This is a genomic window from Streptosporangium sp. NBC_01639 (genome assembly GCF_045209755.1).
Taxonomy (GTDB): domain Bacteria; phylum Actinomycetota; class Actinomycetes; order Streptosporangiales; family Streptosporangiaceae; genus Streptosporangium.
The window spans coordinates 2,834,953-2,853,984 of sequence record NZ_CP109272.1 but is presented as its reverse complement, the minus strand read 5'-3'; the positions used below and the strand labels follow the sequence as shown (position 1 = coordinate 2,853,984).

General features: G+C 70.3%; 11 protein-coding genes. 8 read left to right on the top strand and 3 right to left on the bottom strand.

From position 1 onward, the window contains the following. Positions 1 to 20: 20 nt before the first annotated feature. Positions 21 to 1,679, bottom strand: coding sequence for an asparagine synthetase B family protein (locus OHA77_RS12810; RefSeq protein WP_326820408.1), 1,659 nt, complete (start codon positions 1,677 to 1,679; stop codon positions 21 to 23). A 71-nt stretch (positions 1,680 to 1,750) separates the two neighbouring features. Between OHA77_RS12810 and OHA77_RS12805 the strand changes: the two genes are divergently transcribed. Continuing rightward, the gene (locus OHA77_RS12805) at positions 1,751 to 3,715 is read left to right on the top strand and encodes a glycosyltransferase (protein ID WP_406318248.1); all 1,965 of its coding nucleotides are present in this window, start codon (positions 1,751 to 1,753) and stop codon (positions 3,713 to 3,715) included. 62 nt (positions 3,716 to 3,777) lie between these two features. On the opposite strand, the gene OHA77_RS12800 is transcribed toward OHA77_RS12805, so the two are convergent. Further along, the gene (locus tag OHA77_RS12800) at positions 3,778 to 7,470 is read right to left on the bottom strand and encodes a S8 family peptidase (protein WP_406318246.1); all 3,693 of its coding nucleotides are present in this window, start codon (positions 7,468 to 7,470) and stop codon (positions 3,778 to 3,780) included. Between the two features lie 233 nt (positions 7,471 to 7,703). On the opposite strand from OHA77_RS12800, the gene OHA77_RS12795 reads away from it, so the two are divergent. The 7 genes from OHA77_RS12795 (at position 7,704) to OHA77_RS12765 (ending at position 15,174) form a co-directional block, all read left to right on the top strand. Then, positions 7,704 to 8,360, top strand: a complete 657-nt coding sequence (locus tag OHA77_RS12795; RefSeq protein WP_406318244.1) for a DALR anticodon-binding domain-containing protein — start codon at positions 7,704 to 7,706, stop codon at positions 8,358 to 8,360. A gap of 189 nt (positions 8,361 to 8,549) precedes the next feature. After that, positions 8,550 to 9,932, top strand: coding sequence for a diaminopimelate decarboxylase (lysA, locus tag OHA77_RS12790; RefSeq protein WP_406318243.1), 1,383 nt, complete (start codon positions 8,550 to 8,552; stop codon positions 9,930 to 9,932). Between the two features lie 61 nt (positions 9,933 to 9,993). Continuing rightward, positions 9,994 to 11,286, top strand: coding sequence for a homoserine dehydrogenase (locus tag OHA77_RS12785; RefSeq protein ID WP_406318242.1), 1,293 nt, complete (start codon positions 9,994 to 9,996; stop codon positions 11,284 to 11,286). Positions 11,287 to 12,122: 836 nt separating this feature from the next. Then, positions 12,123 to 13,358: a hypothetical protein gene (locus OHA77_RS12780; RefSeq protein ID WP_406318241.1), complete on the top strand. Its 1,236-nt coding sequence runs from the start codon at positions 12,123 to 12,125 to the stop codon at positions 13,356 to 13,358. Continuing rightward, positions 13,355 to 13,657: a hypothetical protein gene (locus OHA77_RS12775; RefSeq protein WP_406318240.1), complete on the top strand. Its 303-nt coding sequence runs from the start codon at positions 13,355 to 13,357 to the stop codon at positions 13,655 to 13,657. Before OHA77_RS12780 ends, OHA77_RS12775 begins: the two co-directional genes overlap by 4 nt. Continuing rightward, entirely contained in the window at positions 13,657 to 14,094 is a 438-nt protein-coding gene (locus OHA77_RS12770) for a YbaB/EbfC family nucleoid-associated protein (protein ID WP_406318238.1), read from the top strand. The genes OHA77_RS12775 and OHA77_RS12770 overlap by 1 nt, the downstream gene beginning before the upstream one ends. A gap of 276 nt (positions 14,095 to 14,370) precedes the next feature. Continuing rightward, positions 14,371 to 15,174, top strand: a complete 804-nt coding sequence (locus tag OHA77_RS12765; protein ID WP_406318236.1) for a polysaccharide deacetylase family protein — start codon at positions 14,371 to 14,373, stop codon at positions 15,172 to 15,174. Positions 15,175 to 15,245: 71 nt separating this feature from the next. Here the strand turns inward: OHA77_RS12765 and dnaE are convergent, their stop codons facing one another. Then, positions 15,246 to 18,794, bottom strand: a complete 3,549-nt coding sequence (gene dnaE, locus OHA77_RS12760) for a DNA polymerase III subunit alpha (protein WP_406318234.1) — start codon at positions 18,792 to 18,794, stop codon at positions 15,246 to 15,248. Between the last annotated feature and the right edge of the window lie 238 nt (positions 18,795 to 19,032).

The window sequence follows — 19,032 nt, the reverse complement described above, 5'->3', positions numbered from 1 at the left end:
CGAGGCAGGGGGCGGGGAGATCAGGTCCAGGGTGGGGTGAGGGTGGGCAGGCGGTCCTCGTAGTCACCCAGCCAGGCTCCGAACAGGACCAGGCTCCGCACCCAGAACCGGTCGTTCCAGCCGTTGAACCTCGCCAGGGCGTCGGGGCCCTCGGCGACCACGCCGTGCAGCTGCTCCGACAGCAGAGAGGGCACGGTGCCCGCGACCCGGGTCAGCATCCGGTGACCGTACTCCCGCGCGGGCGCGGCGGCCGAGCGGAGCGGGACCCGCTGGAGCGGCTGCTTGACCACGTTGGTGGAGGGGAGCGCGGCGACGCGGGGGTTGGCGGCGTGCAGGAGCTCCCGGTAGAAGTGTCCCTTGTCCTTGCGGGCCACACCCACCGAGAGGGCGGCGTCGAAGAAGTCCGGATGCATGAAGGGCGCCACGAACGACACCTCGGGGCCGACCAGGTTGACCGGGGAGCGGGCGATGCCCCGGGCGGTCCGGGTATGCAGGACCGACAGGGGGAGCTCGGCCCGGTGACCGTTGAACATCGAGGTCGACTGGGTGAAGGCCGCCTCGACCGAAGAGGTGATCCAGGCCGACGCCTCCTCCGACAGGAGCGGCACCGACGGGGCGCCCAGCGTGAGGGAGCCGAGCAGCGCCGCCTTCCTTTCCGCCTCCGAGGTGGCCTCCAGGGCGGCCCCGCTGACCATGAAGTTCTTCAGCAGCGGCCCTCCGGCCAGCCCGTCCACCAGGGTCCGGCCGGCCCGGTGCACCTCGCGGGCGAAGGGGGTGTACCAGGCGTGGTGCGGAGTGAGGAACGAAAGCCGGCGGGCGACGGCCAGCGCGTCGCCGGGGTAGGCGGCGGCGTCCTGGGTGATCACGCGGTGCCGTACGCCCAGCTCACGGGTGATCGCGCGGGCGAAGGCGATGTCGGTGTCGGTGCCGTCGTCGGGGCTCGTCGTCCACGACTCGACGTCGGCGCCCCGGGTCACCGCGACCGAGCAGAGCAGCCGCGAGTCGTAGCCGCCGCTGACCGGCACGAGCAGCGGCCGGTCGTCGAACTCCTTGTAGACCTCGTGCAGGATCTCCAGGATCTCCCCGGCCGTCCGCCCCGCCTCGAACGGTTCCTCGCGCAGCCACCGGGGCAGCCTGCGCTCGGTCGAGATCCGGCCCGAGGAGCGGTCGAAGGCCAGTGCGCCGGCCCCGGCCAGCCGCTTGACCTGGGCGTAGGGGGTGTCGTCGCGGAGCGGGAAGGTCAGTTGGAGAATCGACGCCCAGGCGTCCCAGTTGATCTCGTACGGCGTGCGGGCCAGGGCCAGCAGCGGCTCCAGGAGCGAGGAGAAGTAGACGGCCCCGTCCCGGGACAGGTAGTAGACGTCCACCAGGCCGAGTCCGCCGGCGTGCAGCGTGACCCGGTCTCCGTCGTCGATCAGGCCGGGGGTCTCGAACTCCTCCGCCACGCTGATCCACGGCGCCGCCTCCGTCGGCCTGCGCTCCCCCCAGGCGAACGCCCAGGTCCGGGCGGCCCGCTGGTAGGGCGGCAGCGGCGAGGAGCTGAACAGCGCCGCCTCGGGCGTCCGCAGCGCGGGCCTCACCCGCGGTCCGGCCTCCCGTAGCGTCTCCAGGACGGCATCGTCGAGGTGGCCGATGCCGCCGCAGACGTACGGCCTCACATTGAACGTCGGCCACTGCACCGTGCTGACTCCTCTGTGTCGCGATTGACCAAAGGGTATCCTTTCGCCCGGCTCAGAAATCGGAGGACGGCGTGGCGAGCGAGCAACTCGAGAGCACACGGTTGGCGTTGCGGGAGGCTGTGGCTGCGGCGGAACGGGCTGCCGAACTGGCCAGACTGCTTGACGCGGCACAGGCGAAGATCACTGAGGCGGAGCGTGCCACGGCCGAGCTGCGTGGCGTCCAGGAGCGGCTGAGCGAGGCCGAGGAACGGCTCGAAGCGGCACAGGCGGCGGAGGAGCGGCTCCGCAGGGACCTGGCCGAGCAGCGCTACCAGGCCGAGGTGGCGAAGTGGAAGCTGTCGTCGGTGCAGGTGGCGCGGTGGTCCCGGCTCGGTGACGCGATCAGGACGGGTAAGAGCAACCCGGTACGGCTGGCCCGTGGCCTGCGCGGAGCCGCCCGGCCCGCCAAGCGCCCGACCGCCCCCAAACGCCAGCCCGTCCCGGTGAAGAGCACCTCCAAAGTGGTCCCGGGGGCGTCCTTCCAGGCCACCACGTCCACCAGGACCGTCGGCGGAAAGTCGGTCAAGCTCAAGCCGTTCCGTGTCCCGACCGGCCCGAACACCCGCCCGCACCTGACCGCCGCCGTGGTCGCGGAGCCGCACGCCGAGGCGCTGCTCCGTTACGAGTGGCGGCAGAGCACCGGCTTCACGCCCAGGGACTTCGCCCGGGTCCTGGCCGCCGAGGTCCCGCACCTGCTGCTGGTCGAGTCGGTCACCCGCGGGCCGTGGGCCGAGGAGCTGAGTGAGCCGGGCGAGGGCCTGACCGCGCTGCTCGCCTGGTGCGCCGAGCGGGGCATCCGCACGGTCTTCTGGCACACCCGGGGTGAGGTCGGCGACTTCGCGGCCGCCGCGAGGCTGTTCGAGCACATCGTCACCGCGCTGCCCGGGTCCGTGGCGGCGTGGGGCGCCGCGCTGGCGTCCCGGCCGCCGGAGTCCGGCCGCCGGTCGCCCTCACTGGGGCTGCTGCCCTTCGCGGTCCAGCCCCGGGTGCACAATCCGCTGCCGCTGGCCGGAGACCGGTTCGACCGGGTGCTCACCCTGGAGGAGCTGCTCCCGGGACACCTGTCGTATCCGGACGTGCTCACCTCCTACCGCTGGCCCAGGGCCGTGCACTGCCCGCCGGGCACGGAGGTCTGGCGGATGGCCGAACTGGCCGCGTGCGGCACGCCGATCACGGCGTCTCCGGCCGATCCCGCGCCGGACTCCACGGCCGATCCGTCGGGGACCCCGGGCGGGACCGGTGCCGACGACCGCCGGGCCCACGCGGCGCTCCGCCAGGCCTACGCCTCCGGCACGATGACGGAGAAGGTCGACGACCTGCTCGACGCGATCGGGCTGCCCAGCGCCCGGGCCACCCTGACCGTCTCGGTGATCATGATCGACAGGGGCGACCTCGACCACACCCTCGCCCAGGTCGCGCCGCAGAAGGGCGTCGTCCAGCTGGTGCTGCTGTCGGACGCGGTGGACGCCGCGGAGCGGGCCCGCGCCGCGATGCCGGACCGGGTGGACGTCGTGGTCCGCCCCACCGACCCCGGGCTCACCACCGGCGGCATGCTCAACCGTGCCCTGGACCTGTGCCAGGGCGACCTGGTGGCGGTCATGGACGCCAGGGACGTTTACGGCGAGCACTACCTGACCGATCTCACCCGCGCCTTCCTGTTCAGCACCGCCGACATCGTCGGCAAGGCGGCTTTCCACGCCCACCTGCGCGACGTCGCGGCCACGGTGCTGCGCCAGCCGGCCGCCGAATACTCCTACCTCCCCGAGATCATCGGCGCCACCCTGCTGGCCCGCCGGGCCGTCCTGCGCGGCATCGGTTTCGCCGACGTCTCGGAGGGGTGGGACGAGGTGCTGATGCGCCAGTGCCGCACGGACGGGATCAAGGTCTTCTCCGCCGACCGGTTCGGCTACGTCTGCCGGCGTGACCGGGACCGCTGGCTCCTCGGCTCGGCCCAGCTCGTCGACTACGGCCCGGCCGCCCCGCACGCGCTGGCCTGAGGGCCGGAGTCTCGGGGATACTCCGGCGGGGCCCGTCCGGTGACGGGCCCCGCCGGCGCGGATCACTTGAGGGCGAACGCCCGGGTGATCGTCTGTTCCACCTTGGCGCCGGCCGAGTCCCAGGCGGTGACCCTCAGGGACGCGTGGCCGGTACGCCCCTTGTGATCGGCCCGCACCGTGAACCTGCCGTCGTCGCGCCGGTCGACGCGGAGACCGGTCCACGTCGCGCCGTCGTCATAGGAGATCTGCGCGGTCGCTCCCTTGACCGGCCGGGCCACGGCGCCGGTGGGGGGCCGGACCGTGAACGCGAACGGCTGGCCCCCGCGGGCCGGTACGGCGTTGCGCAGGTCGACGCCCAGCTCGTAATCGATCTTGAGTAGCGGCAGGACCTCCGGCCTGTCGGTGTGCGCGGAGGAGAACGTCCAGGCGGTGGCCGTCTTCGTCGCCGTGCCCCACCAGCCGGCGGTGCGCGCCGAGGTCTGCTCCAGCCGGTAGGAGGCCCGTTCCGCGGGGAGGGTGAGCGTCACGTTGTACAGCTGCGGGCCCTCGCCGATCAGGGTGTCCCCGCGGTACAGCCTGGCGAAGGCCTGGTCGGCGGCGCCGTACAGGAAGCCGAAGTGGTCGGGGTCGGAGTCGCCGAACTCCGGCACCATGATCCGCACGGTGTCCTGGGTGCGCTGCGCGGGCAGGCCGTACTCGGCGTAGGCGCTCGACAGCCTGCGTGGCTGTCCGGGGCCGCCGGGCGCGAACCAGTGCTCGGTGAGGCGCCGGCCCGCCTGGTACGTCCGGTCACCGGTGATCAGTTCCGCGCCGCCCTCGGTGGAGCGCTGGAACCGGGTACGGACCACCAGGTCGCCGGGGGTGGTCCACTCCTCGCGCTCCATCGCGCCGCTGATCGGGGACGGCTTGATCATCATGCCGGCCGCGTTGGGACGGAAGCTGGCGCGCGTGCCGTACCCCTGCTCGTCGGAGGTGCCGTGGTAGTGCGCGTCGATGCGGGTCATGGTCTTCGGTGAGATCTCGTACTGCAGGTTCCGCGGCACGCTGTCGTGCCAGCGCAGCACGTCGTACCAGTACGGGCTCACCGAGGTGCCCTCCAGCCGGACGCGGCCCGCCTTGCGGAGCGCCGCCGCCTCGTCGTAGCCGGTGGTGAACGAGGGTGCCTCCAGCCCGCTGCCCCAGTACGACAGGGCGCCGCGAGCCTCGTTCATGGCGAGCACGACGACCGAGGCACCGGCCTTGCCGGCGCCGGTGACGGCGGTGAACGCGTCCTGCTCCGGCTGGAACGTCAGCAGCGCCAGCTTCCCCCGGAGGTCGACGCCGGTGAAGTCCTCGCGGGTGCCGCCGTCGTAGACCGGCAGGTCCCGCCGCCCGTCGAACTTCGGCCCGTAGTCCATGTGGATCAGCCGGACCTCCTTGCCGCTGGGGACCGTCCTCGCCGTGGCGACGGGCGCGTACAGGTCCCAGTGGTGGTACATCTCGAACTGGCCGACCTCGGCCTTGGGGATGGGCGCGAGGTAGGCGCGCTCGGTGGCCGGGGTCATCATCCACGACGAGGAGAGACCGCCCTCGGGGTTGGCGCCCCACCGGTCGTGCCCGATCGTGACCTGGGAGTGGTCGACCGGCCGGGCCGTGTCCAGCCGGACCCGGTTCGCGCTCCGGGCGTCGATCGGGACCGTCGCCGGACCGGTGACCTCCACGTCCGGGTCGCCCGCGAAGACGATCTCGGAGGTCATCGCCGCCGGCTGCCTGCGCTCCATCAGCGTGGCCATCATCGAGTAGCGGCCCGCCGGGAGCTCGGTGACGATCCGGCCGTCCTCCGGGACCTGCAGGTCGCGGAACTCGCCGGTGTCCAGGTCCAGGACGTCGACGCTGGAGGCCTCGCCCGGTGCGCCGCCGTCCCGGTAGGTGACCGGGATTTCGACGGGATATCTCACCGGGGAGAGGGTCTGGACGACCGCCACCGACAGTTCGACGCCGTCGGCGGTGCCGCGCAGGCGCCCGGTGTAGCGGCCGCGGGTGCCCTTGGCGGGGTCGGCCGTGACGACCACGGAGGCCTTGCCGCCCGCGGGCACCTCGACTCGGTCCGCCGACAGCGCGAACAGGCCGTCGGCGGCCGGTTTGCCGCCGGAGTCGCGCACGTCGAGGGCGAGGGCGAGGGTCACCGGGGTGGTGCCGGAGTTGACGATCTCCACGGTCGCGTCCTGCTTCGCGCCCTCGGGTGTGACGGTGGGCATGCTCACCGCGGCAGGGCTCGCGTACACCTGCTGGGTGACCGCTCTGCCCACGTCCACGCGTCCGGAGCCGATCGCGTCCACCGCGCCCTCCACCGGCTTGGCGGTGCTCACCAGCGATGCCTTGAGCTGCCCGGCGGTCCAGTCGGGGTGCCGCTGGGCGAGCAGCGCCGCCGCGCCCGCGACGTGCGGGGTGGCCATCGAGGTGCCGTTCAGCGAGGTGTAGCGGGCGTCGACCGGGGTGCCGAGCGAGGTGCCCTCGGCGCGGGCGGCGACGATGCCGACGCCCGGCGCGCTGACCTCCGGCTTGAGCGCGTCGTCACCGGCGCGCGGACCGCGTGAGGAGAACTCCGCCAGCCCGTCGGCCTTGTCGACCGCCCCGACGGTGAGCGCCGCGTCGGCGGAGCCCGGTGAGCTGACGCTCCCGGAGTCGGGGCCGGCATTGCCCGCCGCGACCACGAACAGCGCGTCCGACTCGGCGGACAGGTTGTTCAGCGCCTGGCTCATCGGGTCGCGGCCGTCGGTGGCCTCGTTGGTGCCCAGGCTCATGCTGACGACGTCGACGTCCTGTCCGGCCGCCCACTCCATTCCGGCGATGATCCACGACAGGCTGCCGGAGCCCTGGTCGTTGAGGACCTTCCCGATGTAGAGGGAGGCGCCGGGCGCGACGCCCTTGCGCCTGCCCTCGGCCGCCGCGCCGCTCCCCGCGATCGTGGCGGCCACGTGCGTGCCGTGGCCGTGGTGGTCGACCGTGTCGACGGCGTCGCTGAAGTTGGCGCTCGCGGCGACGCGGTCCTTGAGGTCGGGATGCGTGGTGTCGGCGCCCGTGTCGAGCACCGCCACCTTCACCCCTTTGCCGTCGTACCCCGCCTGCCAGGCGGCCGGTGCGCCGATCTGCGGCACGCTGGTCTCCAGCGTCGCCCGCACCGGCCGGTCCAGCCACACCTTCGAGTACGCCGGAGCGGCGGTACGGCCCGTCCCCGCGGTGCCGAGCGCCTTCCAGAAGGCGACGGCCTGCGCGGGGGCACGTTCCACGGCGGCGGCGCCGGCGCTGGGCAGCAGTCGCGTCCGGTGGGCGCCCGCGGGCACCGGCTGGGCGGCCAGGGTCCGCCGTGCCCCCTCCCCGTAGGAGACGATCAGCGGCAGCGACGCGCGGTGGGCGTCGTCGTATCCCGCCGCGATGAGATCGGTGACGTTGAACAGCTCTTGGTCCAGCCGGTCGGCGGCCAGCATCGGACGGGCCGTCTCCGGAATCACGTACAGGTCGCCGTGCCGGTTCACGGTCTTGAACGCCGGCTGCGGCCTTCCGGCGCTCCCGGGACGTGCCGCGGCGACCTGACGGCCGTCGGGGTAGGTCTGGACGTCGACGACATCGCCGGTGATCAGCGTCAGCGTGTGCCGGGACGCGGATACGGCGGGCAGCTTCACAGGTGCTTGTCGTGGTTCGGCGCCGGCCGGTGCGGCCGAGGCCAGTACGGCCGCGCCGGCCGCCACCGCGACGACACGGGAAAGTGGTCGCATCCCTGGGGTTCCTCCTTGGTCCCGCGCGGCACATCCGTCACACCGCGCGGAACAAATCTTCGGGAGGTGAGATATATCGCGACAACCCTTCTTGTCGGCGGATTACTGTCATGTCGGCTATCCGCCACCTCGCTGATCTGGACACAGGGTGCCGCCACGGGAAAGGGGCGAGCCTCCAGCGGGCCGGTCATCGCCACGACGAAGATCCACGAGTACGCCCTAGGCTGCCAGGCATGACGCCCGGTCAGCTCGGTGAGATCCTCGGCCTGCCACCGGTCCCCCAGGGGACGTGGGCCGAGGAGGCCGTCTACGTCTCGCCGGCCGCGCTGCGTCTGCGACGGCAGCCCGGGGAACTGGCGGACCGGCTGCGCGGACTGCCGGGGATCGCGGACGTCCGGGTACGGGCCGACGCGTTCCTGGAGATCACCGTGGCCGTGCCGGGGGAGCTCGTCGCCGCGATCGGCCCGGCCGTCCCGCCGGCCGGCGGGGTGTCGCCGTGGGTCGACGCTCCGAGAACCTGGGGCAATCCCGGATTCGTCGTGAGATACGCGCATGTCCGGGCGGTCGCCGTACAGCGCTGGGCGGCGGAGCTGGGGGTCGGCGGGCGGTTCCGGCCGGAGCTGCTCACCGACCCTCTGGACCGGGCGGTCCTGAGGTCGCTGGCCGAGGTGGACAGCAGGCGGGCGAGCCGGGACCCGGGCTGGGCGGCCTACACCGAGCAGCTCGCGCTGGCCTATCACGACGCGTTCGAGCGGGCTCCCGCACTGCCCGTGGGGGACGAGGAGCCGTCCGCCCTGCACGCGGCGCGGGTACGGCAGGCCGAGGCGGTGCGGGACGTGCTGGCCGAGGGGCTGGCGGCACTGGGCGAGACGGCCCCCGACGTCCTGTGACCGGTTCCGCCGGGGTGGCGGACGCGGGAGGGTAGCCGGGTGACTTATCGGATAGATCACCACAAAACGTAAAAATATGGTGCCGAAGTTATTAATGACATGAAAAATTTCCGTATTTTCCGGCCGATCGTGTCTCGCCAGTTGGGCACTCGTACCACAGGGATCACCGGTTCCGATAGCCTCGATCGGGTGAGTCGATTCGCCCACCCCGCCGGTGACCGGCACGCCGAAGTGCGGCCCGAGGAGCGCCCTCCGCACGCACCTGCCGACCTGAACACACTCGACCCGACCATCTGGCCGCGGACGTCGGGCCGTGCCGCAGGCTCGATCACGGTCGGCGGCGCCGACGTCAGGGATCTGGCCGAAGAGCACGGCACCCCGCTCTACGTGGTGGACGAGGAAGATTTCCGCTCCCGGTGCCGCGACTACCGGGACGCGTTCTCCGGTGGCGAGGTCCACTACGCCGGCAAGGCGTTCCTGTGCCGGGAGGTGGCCCGCTGGATCATGCAGGAGGGCCTCGGCCTCGACGTGTGCAGCGCGGGCGAGCTCGCCGTCGCGCTGAGCGTCGGGTTCCCGCCCGAGCGGATCACGATGCACGGCAACAACAAGTCGCTCGCCGAGCTGGAGAAGGCGGTCGAGGTCGGGGTCGGGCACATCGTGGCCGACTCGTTCGAGGAGATCGCCCGGCTGGGCTTCCTGGCGGACAAGCACGGCAGGCGTCCCCGGGTCATGATCCGGGTGACCGTGGGAGTGGAGGCGCACACCCACGAGTTCATCGCCACCGCCCACGACGACCAGAAGTTCGGCTTCTCGCTGAGTGCCGGCGCCGCGGCCGAGGCGGCCCGGCGCATCCTCGCGCTGCCCCAGCTCGAGCTCGTCGGCCTGCACTCCCACATCGGCTCCCAGATCACCGACACCGCCGGGTTCGAGGTGGCCGCCCGCCGCCTGGCCACGCTGCTGGTGCAGATCAAGGAGGAGCACGGCGTCGTCCTGCCGGAGCTCGACCTCGGTGGCGGCTACGGCATCCCCTACGTCGAGGGCGACACCGCGCCCGACGTGAAGGAGATCGCCGACGGGCTGCGGGAGATCGTCGCGAAGGTGGCGGAGTCCGCCGGCCTGCCGGTGCCCAAGCTCACCGTCGAGCCGGGCCGGGCCATCGCCGGGCTCGCGGGCGTGACGCTCTACGAGATCGGCACGATCAAGGACGTCGAGGGGCTGCGGACCTACGTCAGCGTCGACGGAGGCATGAGCGACAACATCCGCACCGCGCTCTACGGCGCCGAGTACACCGCGCGCCTGGCCTCGCGGGAGAGCCTCGCCGAGCCCATGCTCTCGCGCCTGGTGGGCAAGCACTGCGAGAGCGGCGACATGGTGGTCCGCGACCTGTGGCTGCCGCAGGACCTGGCCACCGGTGACCTGATCGCCGTCGCGGGCACCGGCGCCTACTGCCGCTCGCTCGCCAACAACTACAACTACCTTCCCAGGCCCGCCGTGGTCGCGGTCAAGGACGGGGTGTCCCGCGTGATCGTCCGCAGGGAGACCGAGGACGATCTGCTGAGAGGACAACTGTGAAACGACCCGAAACCGCGGGCCGCCGGGTGGGCGTGGCGAACGAGCAGGGGAGGGCGGCCTGATGGCGCTGAGAGTCGCTCTCCTCGGCTGCGGTGTCGTCGGGTCCCAGGTGATCCGGCTGATGCGTGAGCAGGCCGACGACCTCGCCGCGAGGGTCGGGGCCCCGCTGGAGCTCGCCGGGGTCGCCGTGCGGAGGCTGGGCCGTAAACGGGACACCGACGTGGACCCGGAGCTGCTGACCACCGACGCCGAGGCCCTGGTCACCCGCGACGACGTGGACATCGTCGTCGAGGTGATCGGTGGCATCGAGCCCGCCAGGTCGCTCATCCTGGCCGCCATGAACAGCGGCAAGTCGGTCGTCACGGCCAACAAGGCGCTGCTCGCCGAGGACGGCGCGACCATCCACGGCGCGGCCAGGAACAACGGCGCGGACCTGTACTTCGAGGCGGCCGTCGCGGGGGCCATCCCGCTGATCCGGCCGCTGCGCGAGTCGCTGGCCGGCGACGACGTGCACCGCGTGCTGGGCATCGTCAACGGCACCACCAACTACATCCTCGACAAGATGGACGGAAGCGGGGCGTCCTTCTCCGACGCGCTGGAGGAGGCCCAGGCCCTGGGATACGCCGAGGCCGATCCCACGGCCGACGTGGAGGGCTTCGACGCCGCGGCCAAGGCCGCGATCCTCGCCGGGATCGCCTTTCACAGCCGGGTGACCGCCGCCGACGTGCACCGCGAGGGCATCACCGAGATCACCGCGACCGACGTGGCCAGTGCCAAGGCGATGGGATACGTCATCAAGCTGCTGGCGATCTGCGCCCGCTCCGACGACGGCCGCTCCTTCGGGGTCCGGGTGCACCCGGCCATGATTCCCAGGACGCACCCGCTGGCCGGGGTCCGCGAGGCCTACAACGCGGTCTTCGTCGAGGCGCGGTCCGCGGGACAGCTGATGTTCTACGGCGCGGGCGCCGGCGGCGCCCCGACGGCGAGCGCGGTGCTGGGCGACCTCGTGGCCGTGGCTCGCAACCGGCTGGCCGGCACCCGGGGGCCCGAGGAGTCGACTTACGCCGACCTGTCCGTGCACCCGATGGGCGAGACCGTCACGCGCTACCACGTCTCCCTGGACGTCGCCGACAAGCCGGGCGTGCTCGCCCGGGTCGCCGACATGTTCGCCAAGCAGGACGTGTCCATCCAGACCGTCCGCCAGGAGGGTCACGGCGACGACGCCCAGCTGGTCCTCGTCACCCACCGGGCCAGTGACGCCGCGCTGTCGGCCACCATCGAGGGCCTGCGCGAGATGGACAGTGTCCGTGACGTGGTGAGCGTGATGCGGGTCGAGGGCGAGGACGCCTCCTAGCGCCGCGTTCCCGAATGAGGGCGTACATCCCTGCTGACCTCGGGCGATGATGCTCTCAGGGGGATTGTCACCCTGAAGTCGCCTCCTCGCGCGTCCGCCGGTGGACGCCGAGGAGGCTCTACGGCTCCGCAAGCCGGCCGGGGCCCGCCCTGCCCCGGTCGGCTCGATCATGCGGGCGCGGATGGCCGCCGCCCAGCTCGACCGGCGGGCCAGGCCCTGGGCCTGGAGACGGCCACCACCGGCCCCCGGACACCTACGCCGCCAATTCGTCTGCGGCCTTTGAGGAATGGCGGCACCATCCTCTGTCGCCTTTCTGGTCCATCCCCGAACCGGCATGCCGGACTGAGCCCGTGGCAGGTATCGAACATCACTCGTGCGACGGCCTCAGTATCCCGAACCACGGCCGAAACCATGGAGTTCTGGTCATTTAGGTCAAGCCGAATGTCAGGGTCAGTATGCCTTGTCTCGGCGATTCAGCCACGTTCGCGTCATAGGGCGGGCGATGCGCATAGCCATGTCGCCGACCTGCTCTAACACCCTGTACCGCGGCGATGTGATCTTCCGCGGCCGGTTTCCCGCGCCGCGCCTTACGGCCGTCCGGCCGGACCTGGACTCTCCTCCGGGAGAGGTAATTGATGACGTATGTCACTGACGCGATCTTGGGGTAGTCGCAAGGGAATTTGCTGTGTCAAGATGCGAGCTGACAGATTGATCAGCTTTATACACGGACGTGCCGTCGTGAACGGCGTACGCCGTGAGTCCAGCATGCCCACATCTCCAGCGCCGGCGTTTCTCGGTGGCGCGGCGGAAACGAGCACATTCGTCAAGGAGGAAGCGTGTCCAACCAGCTGACGGACCTCATCCACACGATCGGCAACGCCGCCGCGGCCGTAGGGAGCGACGAGGACGTGCGGCAGCTGGGTCGGATGGAGCAGGCCACCACACGACTCGCCGGCGACCTGAGCATCGCGGGCGAGCGGTACATCGACCCCGCCATCGACAGGGGCAGGGCCCGGTGGGCGGGCGCCGCGGCGGAGCTCTACGATCGCCGCGTCGCCGATTACCTGCCGGCGGCGCAACGCGTCGAGCTCACCCAGAACCTGCGCGGCGTGGCGGAAAGTCTCGGCCTCGCGCAGGTCGCGAGCCAGCAGACCAAGCACGCGTTCGCGGAGTTGGTGAAATCTCTCGTCCTAGGGGCGGCGATCTGCGTGGGCCTCTCCCTGATGACCGGCGGGGCCGGCCGCTTGGCCGCGGCCAGCCTGGAACGGAAATACGCCGTCGAGGGAGCGGGCAGAGCGGTGCAGATCATCAGGCGACTGGCCGGACTGATGCGGCTGAACGCCAAGCTCATGCAGAAGGCTGCCGAAATGCGGCTCCCCGGCCCGCTGAAGAAAACCTCACTCTTCTCGAGGACGATCCTGCTGTCCATGCGCGAATACGGCAAGATGTTCGGCATCAACCTCGCCGGCAACCTGACGTACGTCGGCCTCAACCGGATGCGCCAAAAACAGTCCTTCCTCGCGCCGTTCGGTCTGTCGTACGCGCAGATGGTCAACTCCTCGGCGGTTTCCGCGGGTTTCCCTTACGGCCGGATCGGCTGGGCGAAGCTGCGGGAAAGGTTCGGAGCCAAGGCGTACCTGGGCTCCGGAGCTCTCACCGGCATGGTTTCCACCGTGATGAACGACCAGCTCGAAGGCCGATCGGCCGGCCGGACGGCCTGGGACACCTTCAAGATGAGCCTGGTGAACGGCAGCTGGAACGCCACGGCGGCCTGGGGCCTCGGCAGGATGAACATCAGCGGCGACGCCGCGCAGCAGGTCGCCAGCTCCTTCGGAGCGGTCCTGCCCGGCACCGTGATGCGCGGACTCCCGCAACCCATCGGGGTGCCCTATAAGGCGCCGCCCGAGCAGGTGCAGATCAACCCTGACGCGACCTCGCAGGGCACGCTTCCGCAGATCAAGGCCCCGCTGGACTCCGGCCTGGGGCACGACCGGACAGTGGCGACACCCCTGGTCGGACTGAGGAACGACCGGATCGTAGCGACACCCACCGAGGGCAGGAGTCTGGGATGACGAGAGACGTGCTCGGGTTCACGTACGACTCTGGAGAAATGCAGGGTGGGGTGAACGGCATGGTCGACGCGTCGGGCATGCTGGACCGGCCGAGGCAAGACTACGAGGCGGACGCCGTGCCGACGGACACGTGTTTCGGCCTGGTGCCCGAAGGGTCGGAGGAGGCGGCCAGGGACTACCGTCTTTTCTTCAACAACACCATCGAGTGGGTCCGCTCGTACAGTGACAACGTGCGGGGCGCCGGGCTCATGCTGGGTCAGGTCAGGGTCAACTACGACGCGGCCGATCGGCCGGGCTGATGAGAGGCGACGATCACCGGCGGACCCCCCTGGACGATCTGGTGCGGATCACCGATGAGGCGGAGAAGGGTCAGCGCCTCCTCCGGAACGCGCAGCGCGAGATCGCCGCGATCAAGGGTGAGGGCGAGAGTGCGAGCGGCAAGGTCCGCGCCCGCGTCGATACCGACGGAAGGCTCGTCGACGTACGGCTCGACCCGCGGGCGACGAAGCTGAGCAGCATGGATCTGGCCGAGGAGATCACCCTCGCGGTGCAGCGCGCGCAGGACGACGCCGCCCGGCAGCGCGAACGCGCGTTCCGCGACGCGGTCGGCGCGCCGCTGCCCGACGCGGCACAGGTGCTGGAGCAGTTCGACGAGACGATGCAGACGTTCAGCCGCGCCATGAACGGGCACGAAGCCCGCCTCGACCAGATCCTTCGTGAGATGAACGACCGTTAGTGCTCCGTTCCTGAGCAGGCCCCCAGTTCGGCTACAAGCCTTTGAGGAATGCAGCACTGGACCCGTTCGCCGGGTGTCCCCTTCTGGGTGGGGACGCCCGGTTTCTCCGAGTGCTCCCCGGTCGGCCGGGCGTCTCCGGCGGCCGGTGCCGTGCCGCCGGATCCCCGGTGGCGTCGGCTTTCTGACCATTTGGTAACAGCCGCATCCGACGAGCCCGGTGGGCTTGTATGGTGCGGTTCTGTGCTTATGATCCGTTGCCTGAAGGGACGGCCCCCCGTGAAGATCGTTCGTTGGGCCGCGGCGCTGCCGGCGGCGCTGGTCGCGCTGGCGTTTCTGCAACCGGCCGCCCACGCGGAGAGCGCCAAGCCGCCGAAGGTCAGGACGGTCGTCTCGCTCACCTTCGACGACGGGGACGTGACCCACCCGGCCACGGCCCGCATGCTGCAGAAGCGCGGCGTACGCGGAACCTTCTACATCAACACCGACACCGTCGGGCGCGACGCCAAGCTGACCCGCGCGCAGCTCGCCGCGATCGCCAAGGGAGGGCATGAGATCGGCGGCCACACGCTGACCCACGTCCGCCTCACCGAGCTGACCAGAAGCGAGCAGCGCGAGCAGATCTGCGACGACCGCAGGACGCTGGTGGCGTGGGGGTACCGGCCCACCACCCTCGCCTACCCGTTCGGCTCCGTCGACGCCGATGCCGAGGCGGTGGCCCGGCAGTGCGGCTACGACGCGGCTCGCGGGGTCGGTGGGCTCAAGGAGTGGGGATGCCCCTCCTGCCCGGCCGCCGAGAGGTCGCGCCCGGCGGACCGCTACGACATCCGCACGCCGGGCTCGGTCCGCGAGGACACGCTGCTGCGCCAGCTGAGGCAGCAGGTCCTCAACGCCGAGAAGAGCGGCGGACTCGTCACCCTGGTGTTCCACCGGGTCTGCGACGACTGCGGCGTCTACTCGGTGTCCCCCCGGACCCTGGACGACTTCCTCGGCTGGCTGGTGAGCCGCAAGGCCCACGGCACGGTCGTCAAGACCCTCCAGGACGCGATCGGCGCCCGCTACCGGCCCGTGCCCGGGGAGTAGCGGGCGCCGCATCGGTTCCGCGAGGGGGCAGGCCGTCCCGGCAGGAGGCGCCGGGCCCGACCGGAGTCAGGTCACAGGCTGATCGCCTCGGGACCGATGAGGGCCTTCACGTCGGCGCTGAACGATGATTCGGCACTGACGGAGAAGTCGGGCAGCGCCACGATCATGGTCTTCCCGGAGGGCCTGCGCAGGTTGATCCGTACCGGCACCTTGCCCTGATGGGTTTTGAGGACGTTGCGCAGCTCCTCGACCAGCACCGGCGTGACGCGTTCCTCCCGCAGAGTGATCGTGACGGGATGCCCGGAGTCGCTGGTGACGCCGGAGACGTCGATCGGCGTCAGGTCGTTGGCGAAGATCGAAATGGCGCCGTCGCGGCTGCTGACCTGCCCGGCGACCGACACGACGGCGTCTTCCCGCAGCTCGGGGGCGTACAGCTCGTAGTTCTTCGGAAAGAACAGGCACTCGACGGCGCTGTCCATGTCCTCGACGACGACGATGGCCCAGAGCTTCCCGGCCTTGTTGACCCTCTTGTCGACCTTCGTGATGAGCCCGCACACCTTGACGTCGGCGCGGTCCTGACCGTTTTCGAGGAGGTCGACGATCGTGGTGCTCCGATTGCGGGCCAGCAGCCGTTCGGTGCCGGCCAGCGGATGGTCGGACACGTACAGGCCGAGCATCTCCCGCTCGAACGCCAGCATCGTCTTCTTGTCCCACTCGCCTTCGGGGATCGAGATGGCGAAGGTCTGGTCGAGGCCGCCGTCGTCGTCGCCGAACAGCGAGTCCTGTCCGTGGGCCTCGGCGCGTTTGATCGGGATGATGCTGTCGACGGCCTGTTCGTGGATCACCATCAGCGCTTTGCGCCGGTGGTCGAGCGAGTCGAACGAACCCGCCTTGACCAGCGACTCGATGAGCCGTTTGTTGCAGACCTGCAGGGGGACCTTCGTCAGGAAGTCGTTGAAGTCGGTGAACGTGCCGCTCTCCTTGCGCGCGGCGACGATGGATTCCACCCGGTCCGCGCCGACGTTGCGGACCGCCCCGAGACCGAACCGGATCGCGTCGTCGCCGACGGGGGCGAAGTGCAGGGAGGACTCGTTGACGTCCGGCGGCAGCACCTGGATGCCCATCTTGCGGCACTCGGCGAGGTAGACGGCGGCCTTGTCCTTGTCGTCGCCCACGGAGGTGAGCAGCGCCGACATGTAGTCGGCCGGGTAGTTCGCCTTCAGGTAGGCGGTCCAGTAGGACACCAGCCCGTATCCGGCGGTGTGGGACTTGTTGAACGCATAGCCGGAGAACGGCAGCATCACGTCCCACAGCGCGGTGATGGCCTCGTCGGAGTAGCCGTTGTCCTTCATGCCCTTCTCGAAGAACTCGTACTGCTTGTCCAGCTCCGACTTCTTCTTCTTGCCCATCGCCCGGCGCAGCAGGTCGGCGCCGCCGAGGCTGTAGCCGGCCAGCTCCCGGCCGATGGCCATCACCTGCTCCTGGTAGACCAGCAGGTGGAAGGTGGTGCCGAGGATCGGTTCGAGAGCGTCTTTCAGCTCCGGGTGGATCGGGGTGATCTCCTGGCGGTTGTTCTTGCGGTCGGCGTAGTTGATGTGGGCGTTGGCGGCCATGGGTCCGGGCCGGTACAGCGCCAGCACCGCGGCGATGTCCTCGAACCGGGTGGGCGCCATCAGCCGCAGCAGGGAGCGCATGGGGCCGCCGTCGAGCTGGAACACCCCCAGGGTGTCGCCGCGGGCCATCAGCTCGTACGTTTTCGCGTCGTCCAGGGGGATGTTCTCGGTGGAGATCTCCACCCCGCGGTGTTCCTTGATGATCTGGATGGCGTGATCGATGATGCCCAGGTTCCGCAGACCCAGGAAGTCCATCTTGATCAGGCCCATGTCCTCGCACTGAGGATAGGAGAACCCGGTGATGATCACGCCGTCTTTGTCGCGGCGGTGCAGCGGGATCAGGTCCATCAGCGGAGCCGAGGAGAGGATGACCGCGGCGGCGTGGACGCCGGTGCCGCGGATCAGCCCCTCGATGCCCATGCCGGTGTCGATGACCTTTTTGACGTCCGGGTCGCTGTCGTACATCGCCCGGAGCTCGCCGGCCTCGGAGTAGCGCGGGTGCTCGGGGTCGAAGAGGCCTTCGAGGGGGACGCCCTTGCCCATCACGTCCGGCGGCATGGCCTTGGTGATCCGCTCACCCACCTGGAAGGGGTAGCCGAGGATGCGGGAGGAGTCCTTGACGGCGGCCTTGGCCTTGATCGTGCCGAACGTGTTGACCTGCGCGGTGTAGGCCTCGCCGTACTTGTCGGTGACGTAGCGGACCATCTGGTCGCGCCGGCGGTCGTCGAAGTCGAGGTCGACGTCGGGAGGGCTGATCCGCTCGGGGTTGAGGAACCGCTCGAACAGCAGGCCGTGCTCCAGCGGGTCCAGCTCGGTGATGCGGGTCAGGTAGGCGACGATCGAGCCCGTGGCGGAGCCACGGCCGGGGCCCACCGGGATGCCGCTGTCGCGGGCGTAGCGGCAGATGTCGGCGACCACGAGGAAGTAGGAGTCGAATCCCAGAGGGGAGATGACGCCGAGCTCTATCTCCAGCCGGTCGAGGACCTCCTGGCCGGGATCGTCGCCGTAGCGTTCCTTCAGGCCCCGCTGGCACTCCTTGCGCAGCCACGACGCCTGCGTCTCCCCTTCGGGGACGTTGAACTGCGGCATCCGGTCGACGTAGGTGAAGACCTCGCTGTAGTCGCCGACCATCTCGGCGACCAGCAGGGTGTTGTCGCACGCCTGCGGGAGCTCGCGGAACAGCTCCCGCATCTCCTGCGGTGTCTTGATGTAGTAGCCGGACCCGTTGAACCGGAACCGGTTCGGGTCGTCTTTGTTCTTGCCGACGCCGATGCACAGCAGGTTGTCGTGGGCGTCGGACTGGTCCTCGGTGACGTAGTGGGAGTCGTTGGTGGCCAGCAGCGGGATGTCGAGCTGCTGGGCGACCCGCAGCAGGTCCTGGCGGACGGTGCGCTCGATGTCCAGGTCGTGGTCCATCAGCTCCAGGAAGTAGTTCTCCTTACCGAAGATCTCCTGGTAGGTGGCGGCGGCCTTGACCGCCTCGTCGTACTGGCCCAGGCGCAACCGGGTCTGCACCTCACCCGAAGGGCAGCCGGTGGTCGCGATGATCCCCTCGGCGTGCTCGGCGATCAGCTCCCGGTCCATCCGGGGCTTCATGTAGTAGCCCTCGATGGAGGCCAGCGACGACAGCCGAAACAGGTTCCGCAGCCCGTGGGCGTCCTTGGCCCACATGGTCATGTGGGTGTAGCGGCCTCCACCGGAGACGTCCTTGCCGCCCTCGCCGTCGGTGTTGACGCTGCGCTGCCCACCGGGAGCCCAGAACACCGGCTTCTTCCAGTGCCGGGACTCCGGCGCGACGTACGCCTCGATGCCGATGATCGGCTTCACCCCGGTCTTGCTGGCGAGCTGGTAGAACTCGTACGCGCCGAACATGTTGCCGTGGTCGGACATGGCCACGGCCGGCATGCCCTGCCGCTCGACCTCCGCGATCAGCTTGCCGTTCTTCGCGGCCCCGTCCAGCATCGAATACTCGGTGTGGACATGCAGATGCGCGAACGAGTTGGTCACCTGTACCTCTTTTTTTCCAGTCCGAACGCCGGTTTCGGCCCCCGAGCCTACGCCCCTTCGGCCCGGCGTCCCACCACTCTTCTATCACCCTGCACCTGAGCCTCGCAGATGAGAATGAGTCACACAACGGTCTTCGCCGTCTTCCCCACAGTAGCTTTTCCGAAGCGGCGCTTACCGCTGTGACCTGCCGTTATCTCTCTTCTGCCCAGCTCGGAGCGGTCCTGTCGCGGGGCCTTCC